General features: G+C 49.2%; 18 protein-coding genes, 1 tRNA gene and 1 CRISPR repeat array. Of the genes, 12 read left to right on the top strand and 7 right to left on the bottom strand.

Going from position 1 to position 26,570, the window contains the following annotated elements:
* Positions 1–4 precede the first annotated feature (4 nt).
* Positions 5–559, top strand: a complete 555-nt coding sequence (gene cas6f / locus BEG40_RS08045; protein ID WP_105285198.1) for a type I-F CRISPR-associated endoribonuclease Cas6/Csy4 — start codon at positions 5–7, stop codon at positions 557–559.
* A 237-nt stretch (positions 560–796) separates the two neighbouring features.
* Here the strand turns inward: cas6f and BEG40_RS08040 are convergent.
* The 6 genes from BEG40_RS08040 to trxB form a co-directional block, all read right to left on the bottom strand.
* A tRNA-Ser gene (locus tag BEG40_RS08040) sits at positions 797–884 on the bottom strand.
* A gap of 339 nt (positions 885–1,223) precedes the next feature.
* A CRISPR array of direct repeats spans positions 1,224–1,613; the repeat unit is 28 nt; unit sequence GTTCACTGCCGTACAGGCAGCTTAGAAA.
* Between the two features lie 166 nt (positions 1,614–1,779).
* Positions 1,780–1,998, bottom strand: coding sequence for a translation initiation factor IF-1 (gene infA, locus BEG40_RS08035; RefSeq protein WP_001040187.1), 219 nt, complete (start codon positions 1,996–1,998; stop codon positions 1,780–1,782).
* Positions 1,999–2,282: 284 nt separating this feature from the next.
* Entirely contained in the window at positions 2,283–2,987 is a 705-nt protein-coding gene (aat, locus tag BEG40_RS08030) for a leucyl/phenylalanyl-tRNA--protein transferase (protein ID WP_016158981.1), read from the bottom strand.
* A gap of 44 nt (positions 2,988–3,031) precedes the next feature.
* Positions 3,032–4,753 (bottom strand): heme ABC transporter ATP-binding protein/permease CydC, encoded by a 1,722-nt coding sequence (gene cydC / locus BEG40_RS08025; protein ID WP_105285197.1) that lies wholly within the window; start codon positions 4,751–4,753, stop codon positions 3,032–3,034.
* Positions 4,754–6,520 (bottom strand): heme ABC transporter permease/ATP-binding protein CydD, encoded by a 1,767-nt coding sequence (cydD, locus tag BEG40_RS08020; protein ID WP_001043608.1) that lies wholly within the window; start codon positions 6,518–6,520, stop codon positions 4,754–4,756.
* A gap of 122 nt (positions 6,521–6,642) precedes the next feature.
* Positions 6,643–7,608, bottom strand: a complete 966-nt coding sequence (trxB, locus tag BEG40_RS08015) for a thioredoxin-disulfide reductase (RefSeq protein ID WP_000537426.1) — start codon at positions 7,606–7,608, stop codon at positions 6,643–6,645.
* 544 nt (positions 7,609–8,152) lie between these two features.
* Between trxB and lrp the strand changes: the two genes are divergently transcribed.
* The 8 genes from lrp to BEG40_RS07970 all read left to right on the top strand — a co-directional run bounded on the left by lrp (position 8,153) and on the right by BEG40_RS07970 (position 20,459).
* The gene (gene lrp, locus BEG40_RS08005) at positions 8,153–8,647 is read left to right on the top strand and encodes a leucine-responsive transcriptional regulator Lrp (RefSeq protein ID WP_000228473.1); all 495 of its coding nucleotides are present in this window, start codon (positions 8,153–8,155) and stop codon (positions 8,645–8,647) included.
* A gap of 134 nt (positions 8,648–8,781) precedes the next feature.
* Positions 8,782–12,777, top strand: a complete 3,996-nt coding sequence (ftsK, locus tag BEG40_RS08000) for a DNA translocase FtsK (RefSeq protein WP_105285196.1) — start codon at positions 8,782–8,784, stop codon at positions 12,775–12,777.
* 158 nt (positions 12,778–12,935) lie between these two features.
* The gene (lolA, locus tag BEG40_RS07995; protein WP_105285195.1) at positions 12,936–13,547 is read left to right on the top strand and encodes an outer membrane lipoprotein periplasmic chaperone LolA; all 612 of its coding nucleotides are present in this window, start codon (positions 12,936–12,938) and stop codon (positions 13,545–13,547) included.
* 10 nt (positions 13,548–13,557) lie between these two features.
* Positions 13,558–14,901 (top strand): replication-associated recombination protein RarA, encoded by a 1,344-nt coding sequence (gene rarA / locus BEG40_RS07990; protein ID WP_105285194.1) that lies wholly within the window; start codon positions 13,558–13,560, stop codon positions 14,899–14,901.
* 90 nt (positions 14,902–14,991) lie between these two features.
* Complete coding sequence (serS, locus tag BEG40_RS07985; protein WP_105285193.1) at positions 14,992–16,284, top strand: serine--tRNA ligase; 1,293 nt, start codon at positions 14,992–14,994, stop codon at positions 16,282–16,284.
* Positions 16,285–16,521: 237 nt separating this feature from the next.
* Positions 16,522–18,966: a dimethylsulfoxide reductase subunit A gene (dmsA, locus tag BEG40_RS07980; RefSeq protein ID WP_105285192.1), complete on the top strand. Its 2,445-nt coding sequence runs from the start codon at positions 16,522–16,524 to the stop codon at positions 18,964–18,966.
* 10 nt (positions 18,967–18,976) lie between these two features.
* Positions 18,977–19,594: a dimethylsulfoxide reductase iron-sulfur subunit DmsB gene (gene dmsB, locus BEG40_RS07975; RefSeq protein WP_000213101.1), complete on the top strand. Its 618-nt coding sequence runs from the start codon at positions 18,977–18,979 to the stop codon at positions 19,592–19,594.
* A gap of 1 nt (position 19,595) precedes the next feature.
* On the top strand, positions 19,596–20,459 hold the full coding sequence (locus BEG40_RS07970) for a dimethyl sulfoxide reductase anchor subunit family protein (RefSeq protein ID WP_000534710.1): 864 nt from the start codon (positions 19,596–19,598) through the stop codon (positions 20,457–20,459).
* 36 nt (positions 20,460–20,495) lie between these two features.
* Here the strand turns inward: BEG40_RS07970 and ycaC are convergent, their stop codons facing one another.
* Positions 20,496–21,122: an isochorismate family cysteine hydrolase YcaC gene (ycaC, locus tag BEG40_RS07965; protein WP_000165876.1), complete on the bottom strand. Its 627-nt coding sequence runs from the start codon at positions 21,120–21,122 to the stop codon at positions 20,496–20,498.
* Between the two features lie 314 nt (positions 21,123–21,436).
* On the opposite strand from ycaC, the gene BEG40_RS07960 reads away from it, so the two are divergent.
* The 3 genes from BEG40_RS07960 (at position 21,437) to BEG40_RS07950 (ending at position 26,518) form a co-directional block, all read left to right on the top strand.
* A complete protein-coding gene (locus BEG40_RS07960; RefSeq protein ID WP_000109306.1) occupies positions 21,437–22,585 on the top strand; it encodes an MFS transporter in 1,149 nt (382 codons plus the stop codon).
* Positions 22,586–22,792: 207 nt separating this feature from the next.
* A complete protein-coding gene (locus BEG40_RS07955) occupies positions 22,793–24,223 on the top strand; it encodes an APC family permease (RefSeq protein WP_105285191.1) in 1,431 nt (476 codons plus the stop codon).
* 1,101 nt (positions 24,224–25,324) lie between these two features.
* Complete coding sequence (locus tag BEG40_RS07950) at positions 25,325–26,518, top strand: CHASE9 sensor domain-containing protein (protein ID WP_286135067.1); 1,194 nt, start codon at positions 25,325–25,327, stop codon at positions 26,516–26,518.
* The last annotated feature ends 52 nt before the right edge of the window (positions 26,519–26,570 follow it).

Raw genomic sequence — 26,570 nt, 5'->3', positions numbered from 1 at the left:
GCCAATGGATCACTATCTTGAGATCCGCGTTCTGCCCGATCCTGAATTTTCGAGTGAAATGTTGATGGCGGCGTTATTTGCCAAATTGCACCGGGCACTAGGCGCAAGAGGTCAAGGTGATATCGGTGTGAGTTTCCCGGATATAAACGTTACGCCAGGAGCGCGTTTACGCTTGCATGGTAGCGCCCCAGCATTGCAGGCGCTTGAAGCCTCAACGTGGCGTAAAGGGCTTACGGATTATTGCCAATGTTCGCCTGTCATTCCCATTCCTGAAATAAAGGGCTGGCGAGTGGTAAGTCGTGTGCAGGTCAAAAGTAACCCACAGCGTCTGTTAAGGCGTTCAGTGAAAAAAGGCTGGCTTACTGAAGAGCAGGCGATTGAGCGACTGGCGACGCAAGCTGAACAGCGGACCGATTTACCTTTTCTTAATATGAAGAGTTTGTCGAGTCAGCAACAGTTTAAGCTGTTTATCCAGCACGGTGATTTGCGTGCAGAACCGGTTAAAGGGGAATTTAGTAGTTATGGATTAAGCACAACGGCAACTATTCCCTGGTTTTGATGTTTTGCAATTATTAAGAGGCCTGGCCGTGTGGCTGGGCCTTTTTGTAGTGTGGCCAGGCCGTTGAGAAGATGTGTTGGATGTTAATTGTTCATATCCGGGATGTTGTTTTCTTTGCTAAAAAAGTTTTATTGCTAAACCATTTCCTGGAGAGGTAGTTATTGAACTGAGAGGTATACGAAGCCATCTATATGCGAAAAAAAAGCCCGTACTTTCGTACGAGCTCTTCTTAAAATATGGCGGTGAGGCGGGGATTCGAACCCCGGATACGTTGCCGTATACACACTTTCCAGGCGTGCTCCTTCAGCCACTCGGACACCTCACCAAATTTTTGTTGCCTGACCATATGGGGGCAACGGGGCGCTACTATAGGGAGTTGGAGTAAAACGGTCAAGAAGAATTTATTTAGATTGGTTTGTTTGGTTATGCATTGTTCACGCAGTTCATCCGACCAGGATTGTGACTGTATATGCTCTGGGCAATTATTTATCAAAAGCTACGCTGGAAATATGAGATTGAAGACATTCCAATCGACCCTTTTTTCAGGGTGAGATGTAACGCATTGATTTTATTTATTACTATTTTGATGCCTCGAAAAAGGGTATGAATTGGAGATTTTGTAAGTTTTAACAGTAAATCAATAGGATAGTCTGCTATTATTCCAGTTCACTGCCGTACAGGCAGCTTAGAAAAGAAGACGAATAACAATGGGGTTATTGCCAATGTTCACTGCCGTACAGGCAGCTTAGAAAATGACGGTGTTCTTTAGTGATGAAAAATGAGTGTTCACTGCCGTACAGGCAGCTTAGAAACGACGTTAAGTCGGGCGCTTAAGAGGATATCTGTTCACTGCCGTACAGGCAGCTTAGAAAGAGCTGGTCGTCTTCAACATCTTCGCGCTTAACGTTCACTGCCGTACAGGCAGCTTAGAAAACCTCAATACTCAAACAGGGATCGTTTCGCAGGTTCACTGCCGTATAGGCAGCTTAGAAAAGAATGCTGGCACTTAATCCAACAGGAAATCTTGTTCACTGCTGTACAGGCAGCTTAGAAAGCTAACGCGGAGATACGCCCCGGCTGCGGGTGGTTCACAGCCGCACAGGCAGTTATAAAATCCATACCCCAATATTTATTTTCTTCCTTAACTCCAGACGCAAAAAAGGCCGGTTAAACCGACCTTTTACTCGTTCTTTCTCTTCGCCCATCAGGCGGCAAAACAATCAGCGACTACGGAAGACAATGCGGCCTTTGCTCAGGTCGTACGGGGTCAGTTCAACAGTCACTTTGTCGCCCGTCAGGATGCGGATGTAGTTTTTGCGCATTTTACCGGAGATGTGTGCAGTAACCACGTGACCGTTTTCTAACTCTACGCGGAACATGGTGTTAGGCAACGTTTCAAGAACGGTGCCTTGCATTTCAATATTGTCTTCTTTGGCCATCTAATCCTCTGGGGTATCACTACCGTAATTTGAACCGGCAAGATAATGCCGAAGTTCTGTAAATAAGTAAAGATTTGCGCGCTAAATCGCAACAAACAGGTTTGGCACATAACTCCGAAAACACACGGCTAAGCCGCACCAAAAGCGCAACGTATAAGGGAGCGGTGAGATAAACGATGGGCGTTACCTGACGCGAAAAATTCCTTATCGGCAGCGGAGTAATGAGCGTAACCAACTCTGCGACCGCAATTATAACACTCTGGAGAGAAATGTGCCGAAAACATTCATTTCTGAGGCGAAAACAATTGCCGTGGCACCCAGAAGTTATTTGGCAATCGTTCCGGGCGCATTTGATTAAGATAATTGAGGTAATCCCGGCGGGGAATTTCGCAGGCGCCAAGCGAAGCTGTGTGATCATTAAGCACCTGACAATCGATTAATTTGCCACCGTGATAGATAAATTCTTCGCAGAATACCAGGAGCGCCGTTTTGGACGCATTTTCCATGCGGCTGAACATCGACTCACCACAAAATAACGTTCCCTGCGCCACGCCATATATGCCGCCGACAAGCTCGTCTTCACGCCAGACTTCAATAGAGTGGGCATGACCCAGCTCGTGCAGGCGGTAGTAAGCTTCAACCACGTCGCGCGTGATCCAGGTTCCTTCTTCGCGATCGCTGGCACAACCTTCAATAACCTGACCAAATGCGTAATTCATCGTGACACGATAGGGCGAGCGTCTATGAAAACGTTTCATACTGCGACTAATATGCAGGGATTCTGGCCATAATACCGCGCGAGGGTCGGGCGACCACCACAGAATAGGGTCGCCAGGAGAAAACCACGGAAAAATACCGCGTTGATAAGCCATCAACAGACGCGCAGGGCTTAGATCGCCCCCCAGCGCCAGCAGGCCGTTAGGCTCACGTAATGCGCCTTCCGGGGAAGGGAAGGCTATTGAATGGCGAGAAAGCTGAACCAGGCGCATGACCGCAAAACTCCACTACGCAAGTCGGATCGTTCAATAATAGCTCACAAACCCTGCTTAAACTGGTAATAACGTCCCTGTCTGGCAAGCAGTTCTGCATGAGTACCTTGCTCAATAATTTGTCCGTTGTCCATCACAATTATTTGTTGGAAACGAGAGAGTCCGCGAAGTCTATGGGTGACCATTAACACCGTTTTCTCACGCATCATTTCTGCAAGCAATTCAAGGATCTCGCTTTCAGTTGTGGCATCTAAGCCTTCGGTTGGTTCGTCCAGCAATACCAGCGGCGCATCGTGTAATAGCGCACGGGCGATAGCCAGACGGCGCAGTTCGCCACCGGAGAGTTGGCGTCCACCTTCACCCAGCCAACTGTTGAGTCCTGTGTCTTCAAGCAGCTTCTCCAGACCGACGCGGCGCAAGATCTCCGCCAGAGCCTCATCACTGCTGCCTGGTGCTGCAAGTAACAGATTATCTCGCAGCGTTGCGCTAAACAGATGTACACGCTGTGGCACAACGCTGATGGCCTTACGCAGAGCCGTTTCATTCAGGCTGGCTATAGGGCTACCGTTAAGCAAAATCTCGCCCTGTTGCGGATCCCATGCGCGGGTCAGCAGTTGTAATAGTGTCGACTTGCCGCATCCCGTTCGACCGAGAATCGCAATATGTTCTCCGGCGTTTGCCTGAAGGGAAATCCCTTTAAGAGCTTGCTGTGATTGCTCAGGATAAGTGAACTGAACATCACGTAACGTCAGGGAAACCTGATCGGCAACATGGGTTTGGGTATCAGGGAAGGTGACTTCTGGTTTTTGATCCGTTAAGTCAGTGATCCGTACTGCAGAGGCAATGACTTGCCCCAGATGCTGAAATGCACCTGTCACCGGCGCCAGAGCCTCAAACGCAGCTAACGCACAGAAGACAAACAAGGCAATTAACGCGCCGGGTTGAGCATTGCCGCCAACGCCGCCAGACGCCATCCACAGCATCAGGATCACCGCTAACGCACCAATTAGCAGCATTATCGCTTGCGATAAAGCGGTCAGTTCAGATTGACGGCGTTGCGCTTCCAACCACTGAATTTCAGTATTCTCTAATTGCGTGCGATAACGATCGCTGGCACCAAAAATGGTCAGTTCAGCTTGCCCTTGCAGCCAGGCGGTCAGTTGCTGGCGATACTGCCCGCGAAGATGAGTCAGATTATGCCCTGTGCTTTTACCAGCACGATAAAATAGCGGAGGCATCAGGAACAACGTCAGCAACATAATGCCGCCCAGCGTAAAGGCGAGGGTGAAATCAAGGAAACTTAACCCGATTGTCACCACCATAATCACCACAAAAGCGCCCACCAGCGGTGAGATAACGCGCAAATAAAGATGATCGAGCGTATCAACATCCGCCACGACGCGGTTGAGCAATTCGCCCTGACGATAGCGCGCAAGCCCGGCAGGGGAGAGCGGCAAAAGTTTACTGAATGTGTAAATGCGCAGATGCTGCAATACGCGGAAAGTCGCGTCATGACTCACCAGACGTTCAAAATAACGCCCTGCGGTACGGGTGATTGCTGCGCCACGCACCCCTGCGGCGGGGAGCATATAGTTGAAGCTGTACAGTCCTGCAACGCCCGCAACCGCTGAGGCGGAGAGGAACCATCCGGAAAGCGTCAACAGACCGATACTGGCGAGCAGAGTAATAATCGCCAGTACAATACCAAGGCTTAACATCCACTTATGACGTTTATACAGAGCCAGATAGGGTAGCAAAGCGCGCATTTAAATCTCCTCCTGACGATGGGCCAGCAATGTAGCGAAAGGACCGTTAGCCACGCTTAATTCCGCGTAACGTCCTTGCTCGACAATCTGACCATCCTGCATCACCCAGATAGTATCCCAGTCAGCAAGATCTTCTAACTGGTGGGTGACCATTAACGTAGTCTGGCGCAGAGAGGCGGCATTCAGCGCCTCCATCACGCGCTGTTCGCTGTGTGCATCCAGGCTGGCAGCGGGTTCATCCAACAGTAATAGCGAACAGGGATGCAGTAATGCACGCGCCACCGCCACGCGCTGCGCCTGACCTACGGAAAGGCGGGCAGCCTGGTCGCCAACAGGCGTATCAACTCCTTGTGGCAGGAGCGGTAGAAACTCACTGACCCATGCGTTATCCAGTGCTGTTTGTAACTCTTGTTCGCTGGCATCAGGTCGCGCCAGTAGCACATTGTCCCGTAGTGTTGCTGCTGGTAGTTGTGGATTCTGCCCAACCCAGGAGAGATGTTTGCGCCAGGATTCCGGTGATAAATCGCGCAATTCGATACCGTTGACCCGTAGCGATCCCTGATATGAGAGGAAACCGGAAAGTGCATTCAACAGTGAGCTTTTACCTGAACCGCTACGGCCAACCAATACAGCTCGTTGGCCTGCTGGCAAAGTAAAGTTCAGCGGTCCGGCCAGCGTTTTACCTTCCGGCGATGTGATAAACAGATCCTCGGCCTCAATGGTCACCGGATCGGTTGATGCTAATTCCGTCTCACCGCGCTGCGGATGGGCGAGCGGGGTTTCCATAAACGTTTTCAGACTGTCAGCCGCGCCAACAGCCTGGGCTTTAGCATGATAAAACGTACCAAGATCGCGCAATGGCTGGAAAAACTCCGGCGCAAGGATCAGCGCCAGAAAACCCGCAGCCAGCGTCACGCCAGTATCATAGTGACCAAAATCCAGCTCGCCGAGATAGGAAAAACCAAAGTACACCGCCACAAGGGCAATCGACAGCGAGGTAAAGAATTCCAGAATGCCGGAGGATAAAAATGCCAGTCGCAACACTTCCATTGTCCGTTGACGGAAATCTTCAGAAGCAGAACGAATGCTTTCAATTTCAGCTTCACCACGACCAAAAATACGCAGCGTTTCCATGCCGCGCAGGCGATCGAGGAAATGCCCACTTAAGCGAGCAAGTGCGAGAAAGTTACGTCGGTTAGCATCGGCGGCGCCCATTCCAACTAACGCCATAAACAACGGGATTAACGGCGCAGTGCCTAGCAGAATAAGCGCCGCAGCCCAGTTAGAAGGGAATATTGCTACCACAATCAGCAGCGGCACTGACACCGCCAGCGCCATTTGTGGCAGGTAGCGAGCATAGTAATCATGCATATCGTCAATTTGCTCAAGTACCAGCGTCGCCCAACTCCCCGCCGGTTTGCCCTGAATCCACGCCGGTCCTGCTTGCTGCAAACGGTCGAGAACCTGGCGGCGGATGGCAAAACGGATATGCTGTCCGGCGTGATACCCCACCCGTTCGCGCAACCAGACCACCCATGCGCGCAACACAAAGGTCAGTACCAGTAAAGTAAAGGGAAGAAGCAGGGCTTCGCGGGGGATGTTCTCCATAATCATGTGCTGCAGAATACGCGCCATGAACCAGGCCTGGGCAATTATCAATATGCCACTCACAAAGCCCAACAGACGAGAAATATTCAGCCAACGTTGGGAGATGACGCTTTGCTGTTTTAACCAGCGGGTTAACTCTTTTTGACGGGATTTATTCATTGCACGCTTAGCAGGTGAGTTATCAGAATTTTTTGCAGGGCAATGTTACAACGGAGGAATAATAAAGGCGACCCATAGTCGCATGCTGTCGCCTTCTTTACTTTTGTTACTGATTTGTAAAATTATTTTGCGTCAGCTAAACCGTCGAGGTAGCGTTCAGCATCAAGTGCCGCCATGCAGCCTGTACCGGCGGAAGTAATGGCCTGGCGATAAATATGATCCATCACGTCACCTGCCGCAAAGACGCCCGGAATGCTGGTCTGGGTGGCATTACCATGAATACCCGATTGTACTTTGATGTAGCCGTTTTCCAGTTCCAGTTGCCCTTCGAAAATGGCGGTATTCGGGCTGTGGCCGATAGCAACAAACAGACCGGCAACGTCGAGTGACTCGATGTTATCGCTGTTTTGCGTATCGCGAAGACGAACGCCAGTGACGCCCATCTGATCGCCGGTCACTTCTTCCAGCGTACGGTTGGTGTGCAGAATGATGTTGCCGTTCTCCACTTTATCCATCAGACGCTTAATCAGAATTTTTTCTGCGCGGAAAGTATCGCGGCGGTGAATCAGGTGTACTTCAGAAGCAATGTTAGACAGATACAGCGCCTCTTCAACAGCGGTATTACCGCCGCCGATAACCGCAACCTTCTGATTGCGATAGAAGAATCCATCGCAGGTCGCACAGGCAGAAACCCCACGCCCTTTAAAGGCTTCTTCTGAGGGCAGGCCGAGATAGCGTGCAGAAGCTCCGGTAGCAATAATCAGCGCATCGCAGGTGTACTCGCCGCTGTCGCCAGACAGACGGAACGGACGATTCTGCAAATCCACTTTGTTGATGTGATCAAAGATGATTTCAGTTTCAAATTTGGTGGCATGTTCATGCATGCGTTCCATTAATAACGGACCGGTCAGATCGTTTGGATCGCCTGGCCAGTTTTCCACTTCCGTGGTGGTGGTCAGTTGGCCGCCTTTTTCCATGCCGGTAATCAGCACGGGTTGCAGGTTGGCGCGCGCCGCGTAGACAGCAGCGGTATATCCCGCCGGGCCTGAACCCAGGATAAGCAGTTTACTGTGTTTGGTCGTGCCCATGAGATCCCCATAGTTGTTGGCAGACAATGGGCAGGATTGTAGGGAATTTACAGACGTAAAAAAAGAGTATGACGATTTTGTTAACGATTTGTGCAATCGTCAGAAGCGATAAGCGTGTCAAATTCTTCTGTCATTATCACGCCTGCTACTTAATTTTTTCGGTTTATAAGCCGATTAAATGATGATTAAACGCGACTGTTAATGAATAACTGGCATGTTGTACTAAAAAACGATGTTTTGCTTTGACAATCACCTGGCGTTTTGCGAAAACATTCGAGGAAGAAAAAAACAGTATTCTTATATGCGCATAATCATGCATGTAAATACCATGTTTACCGTGCTAGTGAAATCTACGCATGGCGTGGACAGACGCCATTCGTGATGTCGATAGCGGCCTCCAGGCAACGGTCTTCTCACCGTAGACCCAGGCATTGCGCGCCGTGAATCTTAATGATTTCGGTCTATCGTGACGGGTAGCGACTCTGAACAGTGATGTTTTCAGGGTCAGACAGGAGTAGGGAAGGAATACAGAGAGACAATAATAATGGTAGATAGCAAGAAGCGCCCTGGCAAAGATCTCGACCGTATCGATCGTAACATTCTTAATGAGTTGCAAAAGGATGGGCGTATTTCTAACGTCGAGCTTTCTAAACGTGTGGGACTTTCCCCTACGCCGTGCCTTGAGCGCGTGCGTCGGCTGGAAAGACAAGGGTTTATCCAGGGCTATACAGCACTGCTGAACCCGCATTATCTGGATGCATCACTTCTGGTATTCGTTGAGATTACTCTGAATCGTGGTGCTCCGGATGTGTTTGAACAATTCAATACCGCTGTACAAAAACTTGAAGAAATTCAGGAGTGTCATTTAGTATCTGGTGATTTCGACTACCTGTTGAAAACACGCGTGCCGGATATGTCAGCTTACCGTAAGCTGCTGGGGGAAACTCTGCTGCGTCTGCCTGGCGTCAATGACACACGGACATACGTTGTTATGGAAGAAGTCAAGCAGAGTAATCGTCTGGTTATTAAGACGCGCTAACACGGAACAGGTGCAAAATCGACGTATTTTGATTACACTCCTGTTAATCCATACAGCAACAGTACTGGGGTAACCTGGTACTGTTGTCCGTTTTAGCATCGGGCAGGAAAAGCCTGTAACCTGGAGAGCCTTTCTTGAGCCAGGAATACACTGAAGACAAAGAAGTCACATTGACAAAGTTAAGCAGCGGGCGCCGACTTCTGGAGGCGTTGCTGATTCTTATTGTCCTGTTTGCCGTCTGGTTGATGGCAGCTTTATTGAGTTTTAACCCTTCGGATCCTAGCTGGTCGCAAACGGCCTGGCATGAGCCTATCCATAATTTAGGCGGGGCACCTGGTGCGTGGCTGGCCGATACCCTGTTCTTCATTTTTGGCGTGATGGCTTACACCATCCCCGTCATCATTGTCGGTGGCTGTTGGTTTGCGTGGCGTCATCAGTCCAGCGACGAATACATTGATTATTTTGCCGTTTCGCTACGTATTATTGGCGTGCTGGCGCTCATCCTTACCTCCTGTGGTCTGGCAGCCATTAACGCCGACGATATCTGGTATTTTGCCTCCGGTGGCGTAATCGGTAGCTTATTAAGCACCACGTTACAGCCTCTGCTACACAGCAGTGGGGGAACAATTGCGCTGCTTTGCGTCTGGGCAGCGGGCCTGACGCTGTTTACCGGCTGGTCCTGGGTGACTATTGCCGAAAAACTGGGCGGCTGGATTTTAAACATTCTCACCTTCGCCAGTAATCGTACCCGTCGCGATGATACCTGGGTCGATGAAGATGAGTATGACGATGACGAAGAGTACGAAGATGAAAACCACGGTAAACAGCATGAATCGCGCCGTGCTCGTATTCTTCGTGGCGCGTTAGCGCGTCGTAAACGCCTGGCGGAAAAATTCATTAATCCGATGGGGCGACAAACGGACGCTGCGTTGTTCTCCGGCAAGCGGATGGATGATGAAGAAGATGTTACCTACACTGCGCGCGGAGTAGCGGCCGATCCTGATGACGTCCTGTTTTCGGGCAATCGTGCAACGCAGCCTGAATATGACGAATACGATCCTTTATTAAATGGTGCGCCGATTACCGAGCCTGTAGCTGCCGCAGCGGCTGCAACCACGGCGACGCAAAGCTGGGCCGCGCCGGTTGAACCTGTTACTCAGACGCCGCCTGTTGCCTCTGTTGATGTTCCACCTGCGCAACCTACTGTATCCTGGCAGCCTGTACCGGGGCCGCAAACGGGCGAGCCGGTTATTGCTCCTGCAGCAGAAGGTTACCCACAGCAGCCACAATATGCGCAGCCTGTACCGCCACAGCAGTCATACTATACGCCTGCAGCGGAACAACCTGTGCAACAACCTTACGACACCCCTGCGCCTGAACAGCCGGTTCAGCAACCATATTACGCGCCTGCAGCGGAACAACCGGTTCAACAGCCGTATTATACATCTGCACCGGAACAGCCGGTGGCAGGTAACGCCTGGCAAGCCGAAGAGACGCAATCCACTTTTGCTCCACAGCCTACATACCAGGCAGAGCAAACTTACCCGCAGCCAGCCGTTCAGGAGCCGTTGTACCAACAGCCGCAACCTGTTGAACAGCAGCCTGTCGCGACACCGGAGCCTGTTGTAGAAGAGACAAAGCCTGCGCGTCCGCCGCTTTACTATTTTGAAGAAGTGGAAGAGAAGCGTGCCCGTGAACGTGAACAACTTGCGGCCTGGTATCAACCAATTCCTGAACCGGTTAAGGAACCAGAACCGATCAAATCTTCGCTGAAAGCACCTTCTGTTGCAGCAGTACCTCCAGTAGAAGCCGCTGCCGCTGTTTCACCGCTGGCATCGGGCGTGAAAAAAGCGACCCTGGCGACGGGAGCCGCAGCGACGGTTGCTGCGCCTGTTTTCAGCCTGGCAAATAGCGGTGCGCCGCGTCCGCAAGTGAAAGAGGGCATTGGCCCGCAGTTACCTCGACCGAAGCGTATCCGCGTACCAACACGTCGTGAACTGGCGTCATATGGCATTAAGCTGCCATCGCAGAGAGCGGCGGAAGAGAAGGCTCGTGAAGCGCAGCGTAACCAGTACGATGCTGGCGGGCAGTATAACGATGATGAAATCGATGCGATGCAGCAGGATGAACTGGCTCGTCAGTTTGCCCAGACGCAGCAGCAACGCTATGGCGAGCAATATCAACATGATGTGCCAGTGAACGCGGAAGATGCAGATGCTGCGGCAGAGGCTGAGCTGGCTCGTCAGTTTGCCCAGACTCAGCAGCAGCGTTATTCCGGTGAACAACCGACTGGGGCGAATCCGTTCTCGCTGGATGATTTCGAATTTTCACCGATGAAAGCGTTAGTGGATGATGGTCCACACGAGCCGCTGTTTACGCCAATTGTTGAACCTGTTCAACAGCCGCAGCAACCAGTCGTGCCGCAGCCGCAATATCAACAGCCGCAGCAACCGGTAGCACCGCAGCAGCAGTATCAGCAGCCGCAGCAACCGGTAGCGCCACAGCCGCAGTATCAGCAGCCGCAACAACCGGTAGCACCGCAGCATCACTATCAGCAGCCGCATCAACCGACGGCACCACAGCCGCAGGATACCCTGCTTCATCCGCTGTTAATGCGCAATGGCGACAGTCGTCCGCTACACAAGCCGACGACGCCGTTGCCTTCTCTGGATTTGCTGACGCCGCCGCCGAGCGAAGTGGAACCCGTAGATACCTTTGCGCTTGAACAAATGGCGCGTCTGGTAGAGGCGCGCCTGGCTGACTTCCGCATTAAAGCCGATGTCGTCAACTATTCTCCGGGGCCAGTTATCACTCGCTTTGAGCTGAACCTGGCACCGGGCGTAAAAGCTGCGCGTATTTCTAACTTGTCACGTGACCTGGCCCGTTCGCTATCAACTGTGGCGGTTCGTGTCGTTGAAGTTATTCCGGGTAAACCTTACGTAGGTCTGGAGTTACCTAACAAAAAACGCCAAACCGTTTACCTGCGCGAAGTGCTGGACAACGCTAAGTTCCGCGATAACCCATCGCCATTAACGATAGTGCTGGGTAAAGATATCGCTGGCGATCCGGTCGTTGCCGATCTGGCAAAAATGCCGCACTTGTTGGTTGCGGGGACTACCGGTTCCGGTAAGTCTGTCGGTGTGAACGCTATGATTCTGAGTATGCTCTATAAAGCGCAGCCGGAAGATGTGCGTTTCATTATGATCGATCCGAAAATGCTCGAGCTTTCAGTTTATGAAGGTATCCCGCACCTGTTAACGGAAGTCGTGACCGACATGAAAGATGCTGCCAACGCTTTACGCTGGTGCGTCAACGAAATGGAGCGTCGATATAAACTGATGTCGGCTTTGGGTGTACGTAACCTGGCGGGTTATAACGAAAAAATTGCTGAAGCTGACCGTATGATGCGCCCAATACCAGACCCGTACTGGAAACCGGGCGACAGTATGGATGCTCAGCATCCGGTGCTGAAAAAAGAGCCTTATATTGTTGTTCTGGTGGACGAATTTGCCGACCTGATGATGACGGTGGGTAAAAAAGTGGAAGAGCTGATTGCACGTCTGGCGCAAAAAGCCCGTGCCGCAGGAATCCACCTCGTACTGGCAACGCAACGTCCATCAGTTGATGTTATTACAGGTCTGATTAAAGCGAATATTCCAACTCGTATCGCCTTTACGGTATCCAGTAAGATTGACTCGCGTACCATTCTTGATCAGGCTGGTGCCGAATCGTTACTGGGAATGGGCGATATGCTCTACTCCGGGCCGAACTCCACCATGCCGGTACGTGTTCATGGTGCCTTTGTTCGCGATCAGGAAGTTCATGCCGTGGTGCAGGACTGGAAAGCGCGTGGTCGTCCGCAGTATGTCGATGGCATCACTTCCGACAGTGAAAGTGAAGGTGGAGCCGGTGGTTTCGATGGCGCAGAAGAGCTGGATCCGTTGTTCGATCAGGCGGTGCAGTTTGTCACTGAAAAACGCAAAGCGTCAATTTCAGGCGTACAGCGTCAGTTCCGCATTGGTTATAACCGTGCGGCGCGTATTATCGAACAGATGGAAGCGCAGGGGATCGTCAGCGAACAGGGTCACAACGGTAATCGTGAAGTGCTGGCTCCACCGCCGTTTGACTGATTAGGGCATTGTAGGCCGGATAAGACGCGATAGCGTCGCATCCGGCACACTATCAACTGAAAATTCAGTATTTTCTTCTTTCCTCAAGCTGATTATTAGCCTGGAATAGAGAGTAGAGGGAACTCCCGTTTGGGAGTGACGTAATTTGAGGAACCATGATGAAAAAAATTGCCATCACCTGTGTATTACTCTCAAGCTTTGTGGCGAGCAGCGTTTGGGCTGATGCCGCAAGCGATCTGAAAAGTCGCCTGGATAAAGTCAGCAGCTTCCATGCCAGCTTCACGCAAAAAGTGACTGACGGTAGCGGCGCTGCAGTACAGGAAGGTCAGGGCGATCTGTGGGTGAAACGTCCTAACTTGTTCAACTGGCATATGACTCAACCTGATGAAAGTATCCTGGTTTCTGACGGTAAAACACTGTGGTTCTATAACCCGTTCGTTGAGCAGGCTACGGCAACCTGGCTGAAAGATGCTACCGGTAATACGCCGTTTATGCTGATTGCCCGCAACCAGTCCAGCGACTGGCAGCAGTACAATATCAAACAGAATGGTGATGACTTTGTCCTGACGCCAAAAGCCAGCAATGGCAACCTGAAGCAGTTCACCATTAACGTGGGGCGTGATGGCACAATCCATCAGTTTAGCGCGGTGGAGCAGGACGATCAGCGCAGCAGTTATCAGTTAAAGTCCCAGCAAAATGGCGTTGTGGATGCAGCGAAATTTACCTTCACCCCGCCGCAAGGCGTAACGGTAGATGACCAACGTAAGTAGAGGCACCTGAGTGAGCAATCTGTCGCTCGATTTTTCGGATAATACTTTTCAACCTCTGGCCGCGCGTATGCGGCCAGAAAATTTAGCACAGTATATCGGTCAGCAACATTTGCTGGCTGCGGGGAAGCCGTTGCCGCGCGCTATCGAAGCCGGGCACCTGCATTCTATGATCCTCTGGGGGCCGCCAGGTACGGGTAAAACGACCCTTGCCGAAGTGATCGCCCGCTACGCAAACGCTGATGTGGAACGTATTTCTGCCGTTACCTCTGGTGTGAAAGAGATTCGCGAGGCGATCGAGCGGGCGCGGCAGAACCGCAACGCCGGACGCCGCACCATTCTGTTTGTCGACGAAGTGCACCGCTTCAACAAGAGCCAGCAGGATGCTTTTCTACCGCATATTGAAGATGGCACCATCACTTTCATTGGCGCGACGACTGAAAACCCCTCGTTTGAGCTTAATTCGGCGCTGCTTTCCCGTGCCCGCGTTTATCTGCTGAAATCCTTGACGACCGAGGATATTGAGCGAGTACTTACTCAGGCAATGGAAGACAAAACGCGCGGCTATGGCGGGCAGGATATTGTTCTGCCAGATGAAACACGCCGTGCGATTGCTGAACTGGTGAATGGTGACGCGCGCCGGGCGTTGAATACGCTGGAAATGATGGCGGATATGGCCGAAGTCGATAGCAGCGGCAAGCGCGTTTTGAAGCCCGAATTGCTGACGGAAATCGCCGGTGAGCGTAGTGCCCGATTCGATAATAAAGGCGATCGCTTTTACGATCTGATTTCTGCGCTGCATAAATCTGTGCGTGGTAGTGCACCCGATGCGGCGCTGTACTGGTATGCGCGGATTATTACTGCTGGTGGTGATCCGTTATATGTCGCGCGTCGCTGCCTGGCGATAGCGTCGGAAGATGTCGGTAATGCTGATCCACGTGCGATGCAGGTAGCGATTGCTGCCTGGGATTGCTTTACCCGCGTTGGTCCGGCAGAAGGCGAACGCGCCATTGCCCAGGCGATTGTTTACCTGGCCTGTGCACCAAAAAGTAACGCTGTGTATACCGCGTTTAAAGCCGCGCTGGCCGATGCTCGCGAACGTCCGGATTATGACGTGCCGGTTCATTTGCGTAATGCGCCGACAAAATTAATGAAGGAAATGGGCTACGGGCAGGAATATCGTTACGCTCATGATGAAGCAAACGCTTATGCTGCCGGTGAGGTTTACTTCCCGCCGGAAATAGCACAAACACGCTATTATTTCCCGACAAACAGGGGGCTGGAAGGCAAGATTGGCGAAAAGCTCGCCTGGCTGGCTGAACAGGATCAAAATAGCCCCATAAAACGCTACCGTTAATGTTATCGTTGCGGTAATGTTGTTACTGTATCCCTGTGGTCGCAGGCTGTGGCCACATCTCCCATTTAATTCGATAAGCACAGGATAAGCATGCTCGATCCCAATCTGCTGCGTAATGAGCCAGACGCAGTCGCTGAAAAACTGGCACGCCGGGGCTTTAAGCTGGATGTAGATAAGCTGGGCGCTCTTGAAGAGCGTCGTAAAGTATTGCAGGTAAAAACGGAAAACCTGCAAGCGGAGCGTAACTCCCGATCGAAATCCATTGGCCAGGCGAAAGCGCGCGGGGAAGATATCGAGCCTTTACGTCTGGAAGTGAACAAACTGGGCGAAGAGCTGGATGCAGCAAAAGCCGAGCTGGATGCTTTACAGGCTGAAATTCGCGATATCGCGCTGACAATCCCTAACCTGCCTGCAGATGAAGTGCCGGTGGGTAAAGACGAAAATGACAACGTTGAAGTCAGCCGCTGGGGCACCCCGCGTGAGTTCGACTTTGAAGTTCGTGACCACGTGACGCTGGGTGAAATGCACTCTGGCCTCGACTTTGCAGCAGCGGTTAAGCTGACCGGTTCGCGCTTTGTGGTGATGAAAGGGCAGATCGCACGTATGCACCGCGCATTGTCGCAGTTTATGCTGGATCTGCATACCGAGCAGCATGGCTATAGTGAAAACTATGTCCCGTATCTGGTTAACCAGGATACGCTTTACGGTACAGGTCAGTTGCCGAAATTTGCTGGCGACCTGTTCCATACCCGTCCGCTGGAAGAAGAAGCAGACACCAGTAACTACGCGCTGATCCCAACGGCAGAAGTTCCGCTGACCAACCTGGTGCGCGGTGAAATCATTGATGAAGATGACCTGCCGATTAAGATGACCGCCCATACTCCATGCTTCCGTTCTGAAGCCGGTTCTTATGGTCGTGATACCCGTGGTCTGATCCGTATGCACCAGTTCGACAAAGTTGAAATGGTTCAGATCGTGCGCCCGGAAGACTCTATGGCGGCGCTGGAAGAGATGACCGGTCATGCAGAAAAAGTCCTGCAACTGTTGGGTCTGCCGTACCGTAAAATCATCCTTTGCACCAGCGACATGGGCTTTGGCGCTTGCAAAACGTACGACCTGGAAGTATGGATCCCGGCGCAGAACACCTACCGCGAGATCTCTTCTTGTTCTAACGTCTGGGATTTCCAGGCGCGTCGTATGCAGGCACGCTGCCGCAGCAAGTCTGACAAGAAAACCCGTCTGGTGCATACCCTGAACGGTTCCGGTCTGGCTGTTGGCCGTACGCTAGTTGCAGTAATGGAAAACTATCAGCAGGCTGATGGTCGTATTGAAGTACCAGAAGTTCTGCGTCCATACATGAACGGACTGGAATATATTGGCTAATACCCAATTTTTCTGAATCTAAAAAGCGCCTGCGGGCGCTTTTTTTGTCTCCCTTTGATACCAAACAATAATTACTCGTTACTTAAGCGCAATACTACTTACGAGTGAAAATCTACCTATCCCGTTGATTTTCAAATCATTCGATGTATACAAACCTATATAGCGCCAGCTATAAAAATAATTACACAATACGGTTTGTTACTGGAATTAATCGTGAGCAAGCTTGAGTGAGCCATTATGAAAACGAAAATCCCTGATGCGGTATTGGCTGCTGAGGTGAGTCGCCGTGGTTTGGTTAAAACGACAGCGATCGGTGGCCTGGCGATGGCCAGCAGTGCATTAACATTACCTTTTAGTCGAATAGCGCACGCTGTCGATAACGCCATTGCGGCAAATTCTGACGAGAAGGTTATCTGGAGCGCATGTACAGTTAACTGCGGTAGCCGCTGCCCACTGCGAATGCATGTCGTGGACGGTGAAATCAAATACGTCGAAACGGATAATACCGGTGATGACAATTACGACGGCCTGCATCAGGTACGCGCCTGTCTGCGTGGGCGTTCGATGCGTCGTCGCGTTTATAACCCAGATCGCCTGAAATATCCGATGAAACGCGTCGGGGCGCGCGGTGAAGGCAAATTCGAGCGTATTAGCTGGGAAGAAGCCTACGACATTATCGCTACTAATATGCAGCGACTGATTAAAGAGTACGGTAACGAATCCATCTATCTGAACTATGGCACCGGTACGCTGGGCGGCACAATGACCCGTTCCTGGCCACCGGGAAATACCCTGGTCGCGCGCCTGATGAACTGCTGCGGCGGTTATCTGAACCATTATGGTGATTATTCCTCCGCGCAAATTGCAGAAGGTCTGAACTATACCTATGGTGGCTGGGCGGATGGCAACAGCCCGTCAGATATCGAAAACAGTAAGCTGGTGGTGCTGTTTGGTAATAACCCGGGCGAAACGCGAATGAGCGGTGGCGGGGTAACTTATTACCTTGAACAGGCTCGTCAGAAATCAAATGCTCGCATGATCATCATCGATCCGCGCTATACCGACACCGGTGCCGGGCGTGAAGATGAGTGGATCCCAATTCGTCCGGGAACAGATGCCGCACTGGTTAACGGTCTGGCGTACGTCATGATCACCGAAAATCTGGTTGATCAGGAATTCCTCGATAAATATTGCGTTGGCTACGACGAGAAAACCCTGCCAGCCAGTGCGCCGAAAAATGGTCATTACAAAGCCTATATTCTGGGTGAAGGGGCAGACAGCGTTGCCAAAACGCCGGAATGGGCATCGCAAATCACTGGCGTTCCGGCAGACAAAATCATCAAACTGGCACGTGAAATCGGCAGTACCAAACCGGCGTTTATCAGCCAGGGGTGGGGGCCGCAGCGTCACGCTAATGGTGAAATCGCTACTCGTGCTATCTCAATGCTGGCAATTCTGACCGGCAACGTCGGGATTAACGGTGGTAACAGCGGCGCGCGCGAAGGTTCATACAGCTTACCGTTTGTGCGGATGCCGACTCTCGAAAACCCGATCCAGACCAGCATTTCCATGTTTATGTGGACCGATGCCATTGAACGTGGCCCGGAAATGACGGCGCTGCGTGATGGTGTTCGCGGAAAAGATAAGCTGGATGTGCCGATCAAGATGATCTGGAACTATGCCGGTAACTGCCTGATTAACCAGCATTCAGAAATTAACCGTACCCATGAAATCCTTCAGGATGATAAGAAGTGTGAGCTGATTGTGGTTATCGACTGCCACATGACATCATCCGCGAAATACGCTGATATCCTGCTGCCGGACTGCACCGCTTCCGAACAGATGGACTTTGCGCTGGATGCATCCTGCGGGAATATGTCTTACGTGATTTTCAACGATCAGGTGATTAAACCGCGCTTTGAATGTAAGACCATCTATGAAATGACCAGCGAACTGGCAAAACGTCTTGGCGTTGAGCAACAGTTTACGGAAGGTCGTACTCAGGAAGAGTGGATGCGTCACCTGTATGCGCAGTCGCGGGAAGCGATCCCTGAGTTGCCGACCTTTGAAGAGTTCCGCAAGCAGGGGATCTTTAAAAAGCGCGACCCACAAGGGCATCACGTTGCTTATAAAGCCTTCCGTGAAGATCCGCAGGCTAATCCACTGACCACGCCATCGGGCAAAATTGAGATCTATTCCCAGGCGCTGGCTGACATTGCCGCTACCTGGGAATTGCCGGAAGGCGACGTGATCGATCCACTGCCGATCTACACGCCAGGTTTTGAAAGTTATCAGGATCCGCTGAACAAACAGTATCCGCTGCAACTTACAGGTTTCCACTATAAATCTCGCGTTCACTCCACCTACGGCAACGTAGACGTGCTGAAAGCGGCTTGCCGCCAGGAAATGTGGATCAACCCGCTTGATGCGCAAAAACGCGGTATCAGCAACGGCGATAAAGTCAGGATCTTTAACGATCGTGGTGAAGTTCATATTGAGGCGAAAGTGACGCCACGAATGATGCCGGGTGTGGTCGCACTGGGCGAAGGCGCCTGGTATGACCCGGATGCAAAACGTGTCGATAAGGGCGGTTGTATCAACGTACTGACCACTCAACGTCCGTCTCCTCTCGCCAAGGGGAATCCGTCGCATACAAACCTTGTTCAGGTTGAAAAGGTGTAAGGAGTAACCGATGACAACCCAGTATGGATTTTTTATTGATTCCAGCCGTTGCACCGGTTGCAAAACCTGCGAACTGGCTTGTAAAGACTACAAAGATTTGACGCCAGAAGTCAGCTTCCGCCGCATTTATGAATATGCTGGCGGCGACTGGCAGGAGGATAACGGTGTCTGGCATCAAAACGTGTTTGCCTACTATCTCTCGATTTCATGCAATCATTGCGAAGATCCGGCGTGTACCAAAGTCTGCCCGAGCGGTGCGATGCATAAACGTGAAGATGGTTTTGTCGTTGTTGATGAAGATGTGTGCATCGGCTGTCGTTACTGCCATATGGCTTGCCCGTACGGTGCACCGCAGTATAACGAAACCAAAGGGCATATGACCAAATGCGACGGCTGCTATGACCGCGTTGTGGAAGGTAAAAAGCCGATCTGCGTCGAATCTTGCCCGCTGCGGGCGCTGGATTTCGGCCCCATCGACGAGCTGCGTAAAAAACACGGCGATCTGGCGGCCGTTGCGCCATTGCCACGAGCGCACTTTACCAAACCGAATATTGTGATCAAACCTAACGCCAACAGCCGCCCAACCGGGGATACCACTGGCTATCTGGCAAATCCGAAGGAGGTGTGAGATGGGAAGTGGATGGCATGAATGGCCGTTGATGATCTTCACGGTCTTCGGGCAGTGCGTCGTGGGCGGTTTTATCGTTCTGGCATTCGCCTTGTTGAAAGGCGAGCTTCGGGCCGATACCCAACAGCGGGTGATTACCTGTATGTTTGGCTTGTGGGTACTGATGGGCATTGGCTTTATCGCCTCAATGCTTCACCTTGGCTCACCCATGCGCGCTTTTAACTCACTCAACCGGGTTGGCTCTTCGGCATTGAGTAACGAAATCGCCAGTGGTTCGATCTTTTTTGCCGTAGGTGGCATCGGCTGGTTGTTGGCAGTGCTGAAAAAGCTGTCACCGGCATTACGCACGCTGTGGCTGGTGGTGACGATGATTCTCGGCGTGGTGTTTGTCTGGATGATGGTGCGAGTTTATAACAGCATCGATACCGTACCGACCTGGTACAGCATCTGGACACCGATGGGTTTCTTCCTGACTATGTTTATGGGAGGCCCGCTGCTGGGATATTTGTTACTGCGTCTGGCGGGGGTTAATGGTTGGGTGATGCGTTTACTTCCGGCCATTTCAGTGCTGGCGCTGGTGGTGAGCGGCGTAATGTCTGTAATGCAGGGGGCTGAACTCGCTACGATTCACTCTTCTGTACAGCAGGCAGCGGCGTTAGTGCCGGATTACGGTGCGCTGATGGCCTGGCGGATTGTGCTTATCGCCGTGGCACTGTGCTTGTGGATTGTACCGCAGTTAAAAGGTTCTCAGCCTGCGGTATCGCTGCTTTCCGTGTCATTCATCCTGCTTCTGGCTGGTGAGTTAATCGGGCGCGGCGTGTTCTACGGGTTGCATATGACTGTAGGGATGGCCGTTGCCAGCTAAGATGTTTATAACCGGGGTCTCGGCCCCGGTTTTCTTTTATTTCTGTTTCGTTAAGGTGTCATAACTGGTCATCAAATTACGATAATCAGGAATGTGGTTAGAGAACAGCGTCGCCAGACCTTCGATATCGTTGCGCCAGTCACGGTGCAGTTCGCAGGCGACACCAAACCACGTCATCAATTGTGCCCCTGCTTGTGACATACGATCCCATGCCGAATGCCGGGTAATTTCGTTAAAGGTTCCTGACGCGTCAGTCACCACAAAGACATCGAAACCTTCTTCAATCGCCGAAAGTGCCGGGAATGCTACGCAAACTTCGGTGACCACTCCGGCAATAATCAACTGCTTTTTACCTGTCGCCTTGACCGCTTTAACAAAATCTTCGTTATCCCAGGCGTTAATATTTCCCGGACGGGCAATATACGGTGCATCCGGGAACTGAGCTTTCAGTTCAGGGACTAATGGGCCGTTAGGACCGGTTTCAAAACTGGTAGTAAGAATGGTGGGTAGATTGAAATATTTGGCTAAGTCACCCAGCGCCAGCACGTTATTTTTAAATTTGTCAGGTTCAATATCCCGCACGAGGGAAAGTAAACCGGCCTGGTGATCAACTAACAAAACAGCAGCATCATTTTTATCGAGACGAACATACGGTTTGGTCATTCTCTTCTCCTTTCGAGAGTCAGTGGTACGCCTGAAATCGTTCAGACGCGATGCGTTGCCCTGAAAGCATAGACGGGAAATTCAGGTTTGCAGTGACCATGAAATTTTTCGACTGAACTAAACATATGAACGTTACGTTAGATCAATAAAAACAATTAGATGAGACTGATTATCTTTTCGTTATTAGTGTTATGAATGAGTAATATAAATCGATAATACAGCCGCTGCGTTATGTACGTATTTTCACCCATTGACAATGTTTTTGGCGGTGGCATGATGCGCATGAAATTTGAACTTCCTCACGGTTTTCATTCATGTCCACGTATACCCGGCCTGTCATGCTTTTGCTGTCTGGCCTACTTTTGTTGACTCTGGCGATCGCGGTGTTAAATACACTCGTGCCGCTATGGCTCGCCCAGGTACACTTGCCCACATGGCAGGTCGGCGTCGTCAGTTCGTCTTATTTTACCGGCAACCTGGTCGGTACTTTACTGACAGGGTATGTCATTAAACGCTTTGGGTTTAATCGCAGCTATTACCTTGCTTCCTTTATTTTTGCTGCGGGTTGTGCCGGGCTTGGCTTGATGATTGGTTTCTGGAGCTGGTTAGCCTGGCGTTTCGTCGCAGGCGTTGGTTGCGCCATGATTTGGGTGGTGGTAGAAAGCGCGCTGATGTGCAGCGGTACGTCACGTAACCGTGGGCGGTTACTTGCCGCCTATATGATGGTTTATTACGTGGGGACGTTTTTAGGTCAGTTACTGCTCAGTAAAGTTTCAACAGAGTTGATGAGCGTATTGCCGTGGGCTACAGGGTTGACCCTGGCAGGGATCTTGCCGCTGCTGTTTACTCGTATCGTGAATCAGCAGGCTGAGAACCATGCTTCGACGCCAATTACGTCAATGCTAAAACTTCGTCAGGCGCGGCTTGGCGTGAACGGCTGTATTATCTCGGGAATCGTTCTGGGTTCTTTGTATGGCCTGATGCCGCTGTACCTCAATCATAAAGGGATTAGCAACGCCAGCATTGGCTTCTGGATGGCGGTTCTGGTTAGTGCTGGTATCCTTGGGCAATGGCCAATTGGTCGTCTGGCAGATAAATTTGGTCGCCTGCTGGTACTACGCGTTCAGGTATTTGTCGTCATTCTCGGTAGCATTGCGATGTTAAGTCAGGCGGCAATGGCACCTGCGTTGTTCATCCTCGGTGCAGCCGGTTTTACGCTCTATCCGGTGGCGATGGCCTGGGCTTGCGAGAAAGTTGAACATCATCAGCTGGTGGCAATGAATCAGGCGTTATTGTTAAGCTATACCGTCGGTAGTCTGCTTGGCCCGTCTTTTACTGCCATGTTAATGCAGAATTTCTCTGATAATCTGCTGTTTATCATGATCGCCAGTGTGTCGTTTATTTATTTACTCATGCTGCTTCGTAACGCCGGTCATACACCAAAACCCGTTGCTCACGTGTAAATGAATGAGTGCAGAGTGTGAACTGCCTGTTTCGCACTCTGTTTTTTGTTTCCTCTGTACAACTATCTTTTAGCAAATTTTATTCGTAAAAAAATAAAGTGTGCAGCAGGTTATAATTTTGCATTCCGCTATTTCCGCACGTCTTGTTTGCCGCGCATAATTCCTCGTTTTCTAAATATCCATTAAATATTGGCGAAGGATCGATCTATGGCTGGGAACGTTCAGGAAAAACAGTTGCGATGGTACAACATTGCTTTGATGTCATTTATTACCGTTTGGGGCTTTGGCAACGTTGTAAATAACTATGCCAACCAGGGACTGGTGGTTGTTTTTTCATGGGTATTTATTTTTGTGCTCTATTTCACACCTTATGCCCTGATTGTCGGCCAGTTAGGTTCGACCTTTAAAGACGGGAGAGGGGGCGTTAGTACCTGGATTAAACATACCATGGGACCAGGGCTGGCTTACCTTGCAGCATGGACCTACTGGGTGGTGCATATTCCTTATTTGGCACAAAAACCACAGGCAATACTGATCGCGCTCGGTTGGGCGATGAAAGGCGATGGTTCGTTAATCAAAGAATATTCGGTCGTAGCGTTACAGGGGTTAACGCTGGTGCTGTTTATCTTCTTTATGTGGGTTGCCTCCCAAGGCATGAAGTCACTGAAAATTGTTGGTTCTGTGGCAGGGATTGCAATGTTTGTCATGTCGCTCCTTTATGTGGCGATGGCGGTAACCGCGCCTGCGATTACTGAAGTGCATATTGCGACTACTAACATTACCTGGGAAACATTCATACCACATATCGATTTCACCTACATTACCACCATTTCAATGCTGGTTTTTGCGGTTGGTGGTGCTGAGAAGATTTCTCCTTACGTTAACCAAACACGCAACCCAGGAAAAGAATTTCCAAAAGGGATGTTGTGTCTGGCGGGGATGGTAGCAGTATGTGCGATTCTCGGCTCACTGGCGATGGGGATGATGTTTGACTCGCGCAATATTCCCGATGATTTGATGACTAACGGTCAGTATTACGCCTTCCAGAAGCTGGGGGAGTATTACAATATGGGTAATACCTTAATGGTGATTTATGCCATTGCGAACACTCTGGGGCAAGTTGCCGCACTGGTATTTTCGATTGATGCACCGCTTAAAGTGTTATTAGGCGATGCCGACAGCAAATATATTCCTGCCAGTTTATGTCGTACCAACGCTTCCGGTACGCCCGTGAATGGCTATTTTCTGACTCTGGTGCTGGTGGCGATCCTGATTATGCTCCCGACTCTCGGCATCGGTGATATGAACAATCTCTATAAATGGCTGTTGAATCTTAACTCGGTAGTGATGCCACTGCGTTATTTGTGGGTATTTGTTGCGTTTATTGCTGTCGTTCGCCTGGCGCAGAAATATAAACCAGAGTATGTCTTTATTCGTAATAAGTCGCTGGCAATGACCGTTGGGATTTGGTGTTTTGCCTTTACCGCGTTTGCCTGCCTGACAGGAATCTTCCCGAAAATGGAAGCCTTCACTGCAGAGTGGACATTCCAACTGGCACTGAACATTACTACGCCATTTGTCCTCGTTGGACTGGGGCTGATATTCCCGCTGCTCGCACGTAAAGCGAATATAAAATAGTCATCATGCCCCGGTTCTCCGGGGCTATGATATTAAATAGATTAAAATTAGAGCAGGTCTGCCAAGGCAAAAGTTAAGTTTTTCTTAAGGGATGAAAGAATATAAACGCTGCCGTGATAATACAAATTTTAGTTATCGGAGACCTTTATTTTTAGATATGGTGATAGTTTTAATTATTGGTTATTTTGCAAGTTATTATTTGGAGCTCTGGAGTAAACTCTTGCGCATCGTAATAACATGATTTTTACGGCTAAATTTTCAACAAAGAGTGGTAATGTAAACTCGGATTTTTTGATCTGTATCAATAAATTTACACGTTGCTAATTATGGTTAAATTTTCTGAGAATGATTGCAATTATTGTTTGGTTATGCAGATGGTATATTGATTTCTTGGTGCAATATTCTGGTAAAGCTATATTTTATAGGATTTTAATCCAACAAGAATCATCTCCCGACAGAATCTTCTCATACCTGGTGTAGTTTACAGTCTTTTGTTTTAAAAATAAAATAGTGCTCTAATGTTGCATCTATTGTTTTATCGAACGTGTACTCCTGAAAATATTTATCTGTTAGGTTGATGGACAAATTACAGCCCTGGCAGTGAAATTTTCGCGATCACTTTCTGACTAAATTTTACTTTAAGTTTACTGATTAATATATTTTGGGCTAAGAGAGTCGTATTACACATGTCTTGAATAAGATAAATAAACAGAATGGATTACTGATAATAGATGCTAATACCTCTTTTGGATAATTATAGAGTAGATGTCACAACTCGGCAGGATGTGCTAGTTGTGTTGTTATAGGGTAATTTTTTCATATCTAAATTATTTCGTTGCAAATTTAACGAAAGGCGGTAGCGTGGATGAAAGATACAAAAATGAGCATTACATATAACAATATTGTTCTGGTTAAAATAAGAAGCATGATAATCACTTGTGGAAATTAAGAAAAAATCAATCTTCTCATCATGACATATTTGTTATATGGGAATAATGAAATTAAGAAAGTCATAAAGAGAAGGGTAACATCGTCTAATATACAGAACTTTATACGATATTATATTAAAGCAATTGATAACATTTTAGTCAGAACACCAGTATGTATAGCATTACCGAAAAATTAAACTCAAGATTTAACACTGCGGTTATATTAGCTGTTACTGTCTATATTGTCTTGTCATTTATTACCGCAATTGATTTCCATAAAAAAATAGCAGAAAACTCTTCACGGATTAACCTTATACTCATCAATAACAATTTGAATAATTTTTTTTCTAAAGTTGAAAAAGAGGCTGATGCATTAAAAGATGCAATTTATCTGTTAAATGATGAAGATGAGATAAAGCGAGCAGTCCTTCATCGCATGAAAAAAATAGACGCGGTTAATTTAGTGGGGATAATGCTCAATAATGGAAGCTATCTTAGCTTTATTCGAGCGGAGAATGGTGAGGTAAAATTCCTGGGAAAATCAGAACCCGGTAAACCTTTTATTGGGGACGATGGTAATATTAGCGATAACTACTTTAACCCGGAATCACGTCCCTGGAATAAATTACCGGCAGGGACTTATTCAAAATGGTCACCATGGTATAATTGTTATGGTATTGCCGGAAAAAAATGTTTTTCATTTTCTCTACGACCATCCGAAGAAGAAAAAGATTCATTTGCTCTGAAGTTAATACATCTGGATCTTGATGAAAGATATTTCAGTAATTTTTTAAATAAACTAGGTGGTGATGCTGATATTCTATTCATGGAACAAAATAAAAGGATTATGGTAGGTAATGAAAAATCAATGTTACATCTTATTGTCCGCGAGTCATCGGGAAGTTATAACATAAGTAATAATAGTGGCAACTATATAGACAATATTATCTCACTCCCCAGGCTTCCTGATGTCAGATTCCATTACTTTTACTATCAAAAAGCAGAAGATGCAAACATCAATAAATATTTTACATTGATGTTTTTATGTGGCTTGGTTTGTTTTTGTTTATTATGGTATATCGTTGAAAAAATAACAAAAAAAATTAAAGGCGAATCCAGCAAACTAATAGAACATCTGAAAAAATTAGCTAATTCAGTATATCGCAACGACACAATTGATATTGTGCAAAATGATAGTAGCGAGATTGTTGAACTCAAAAAAATCATTAATAATATCAGTTATAAATACAAGGAGCGTATGGATCGTTTACTTAATCTTGTGTCCTATGAACAAGGAAGTAGCTTCTATATAAATAAGGCTGTTATTGAAACTAATAATAAAACCTATTTGGCAGTTGGTATGTAGACTGGCCCCCTGAATCTCCAGACAACCAATATCACTTAAATAAGTGATAGTC

The organism is Escherichia sp. MOD1-EC5495, from assembly GCF_002965965.1.
GTDB lineage: Bacteria > Pseudomonadota > Gammaproteobacteria > Enterobacterales > Enterobacteriaceae > Escherichia > Escherichia ruysiae.
Note: the sequence above shows the minus strand (reverse complement) of the source record. Positions and strands in the feature narration are given on the sequence as shown.

Coding starts and splice junctions, on each gene's coding strand:
- cas6f (WP_105285198.1), top strand. CDS start 5: ATGGATCACTATCTTGAGATCCGCGTTCTGCCCGATCCTGAATTTTCG.
- infA (WP_001040187.1), bottom strand. CDS start 1,998: ATGGCCAAAGAAGACAATATTGAAATGCAAGGCACCGTTCTTGAAACG.
- aat (WP_016158981.1), bottom strand. CDS start 2,987: ATGCGCCTGGTTCAGCTTTCTCGCCATTCAATAGCCTTCCCTTCCCCG.
- cydC (WP_105285197.1), bottom strand. CDS start 4,753: ATGCGCGCTTTGCTACCCTATCTGGCTCTGTATAAACGTCATAAGTGG.
- cydD (WP_001043608.1), bottom strand. CDS start 6,520: ATGAATAAATCCCGTCAAAAAGAGTTAACCCGCTGGTTAAAACAGCAA.
- trxB (WP_000537426.1), bottom strand. CDS start 7,608: ATGGGCACGACCAAACACAGTAAACTGCTTATCCTGGGTTCAGGCCCG.
- lrp (WP_000228473.1), top strand. CDS start 8,153: ATGGTAGATAGCAAGAAGCGCCCTGGCAAAGATCTCGACCGTATCGAT.
- lolA (WP_105285195.1), top strand. CDS start 12,936: ATGAAAAAAATTGCCATCACCTGTGTATTACTCTCAAGCTTTGTGGCG.
- serS (WP_105285193.1), top strand. CDS start 14,992: ATGCTCGATCCCAATCTGCTGCGTAATGAGCCAGACGCAGTCGCTGAA.
- dmsA (WP_105285192.1), top strand. CDS start 16,522: ATGAAAACGAAAATCCCTGATGCGGTATTGGCTGCTGAGGTGAGTCGC.
- dmsB (WP_000213101.1), top strand. CDS start 18,977: ATGACAACCCAGTATGGATTTTTTATTGATTCCAGCCGTTGCACCGGT.
- BEG40_RS07970 (WP_000534710.1), top strand. CDS start 19,596: ATGGGAAGTGGATGGCATGAATGGCCGTTGATGATCTTCACGGTCTTC.
- ycaC (WP_000165876.1), bottom strand. CDS start 21,122: ATGACCAAACCGTATGTTCGTCTCGATAAAAATGATGCTGCTGTTTTG.
- BEG40_RS07960 (WP_000109306.1), top strand. CDS start 21,437: ATGTCCACGTATACCCGGCCTGTCATGCTTTTGCTGTCTGGCCTACTT.
- BEG40_RS07955 (WP_105285191.1), top strand. CDS start 22,793: ATGGCTGGGAACGTTCAGGAAAAACAGTTGCGATGGTACAACATTGCT.
- BEG40_RS07950 (WP_286135067.1), top strand. CDS start 25,325: ATGTATAGCATTACCGAAAAATTAAACTCAAGATTTAACACTGCGGTT.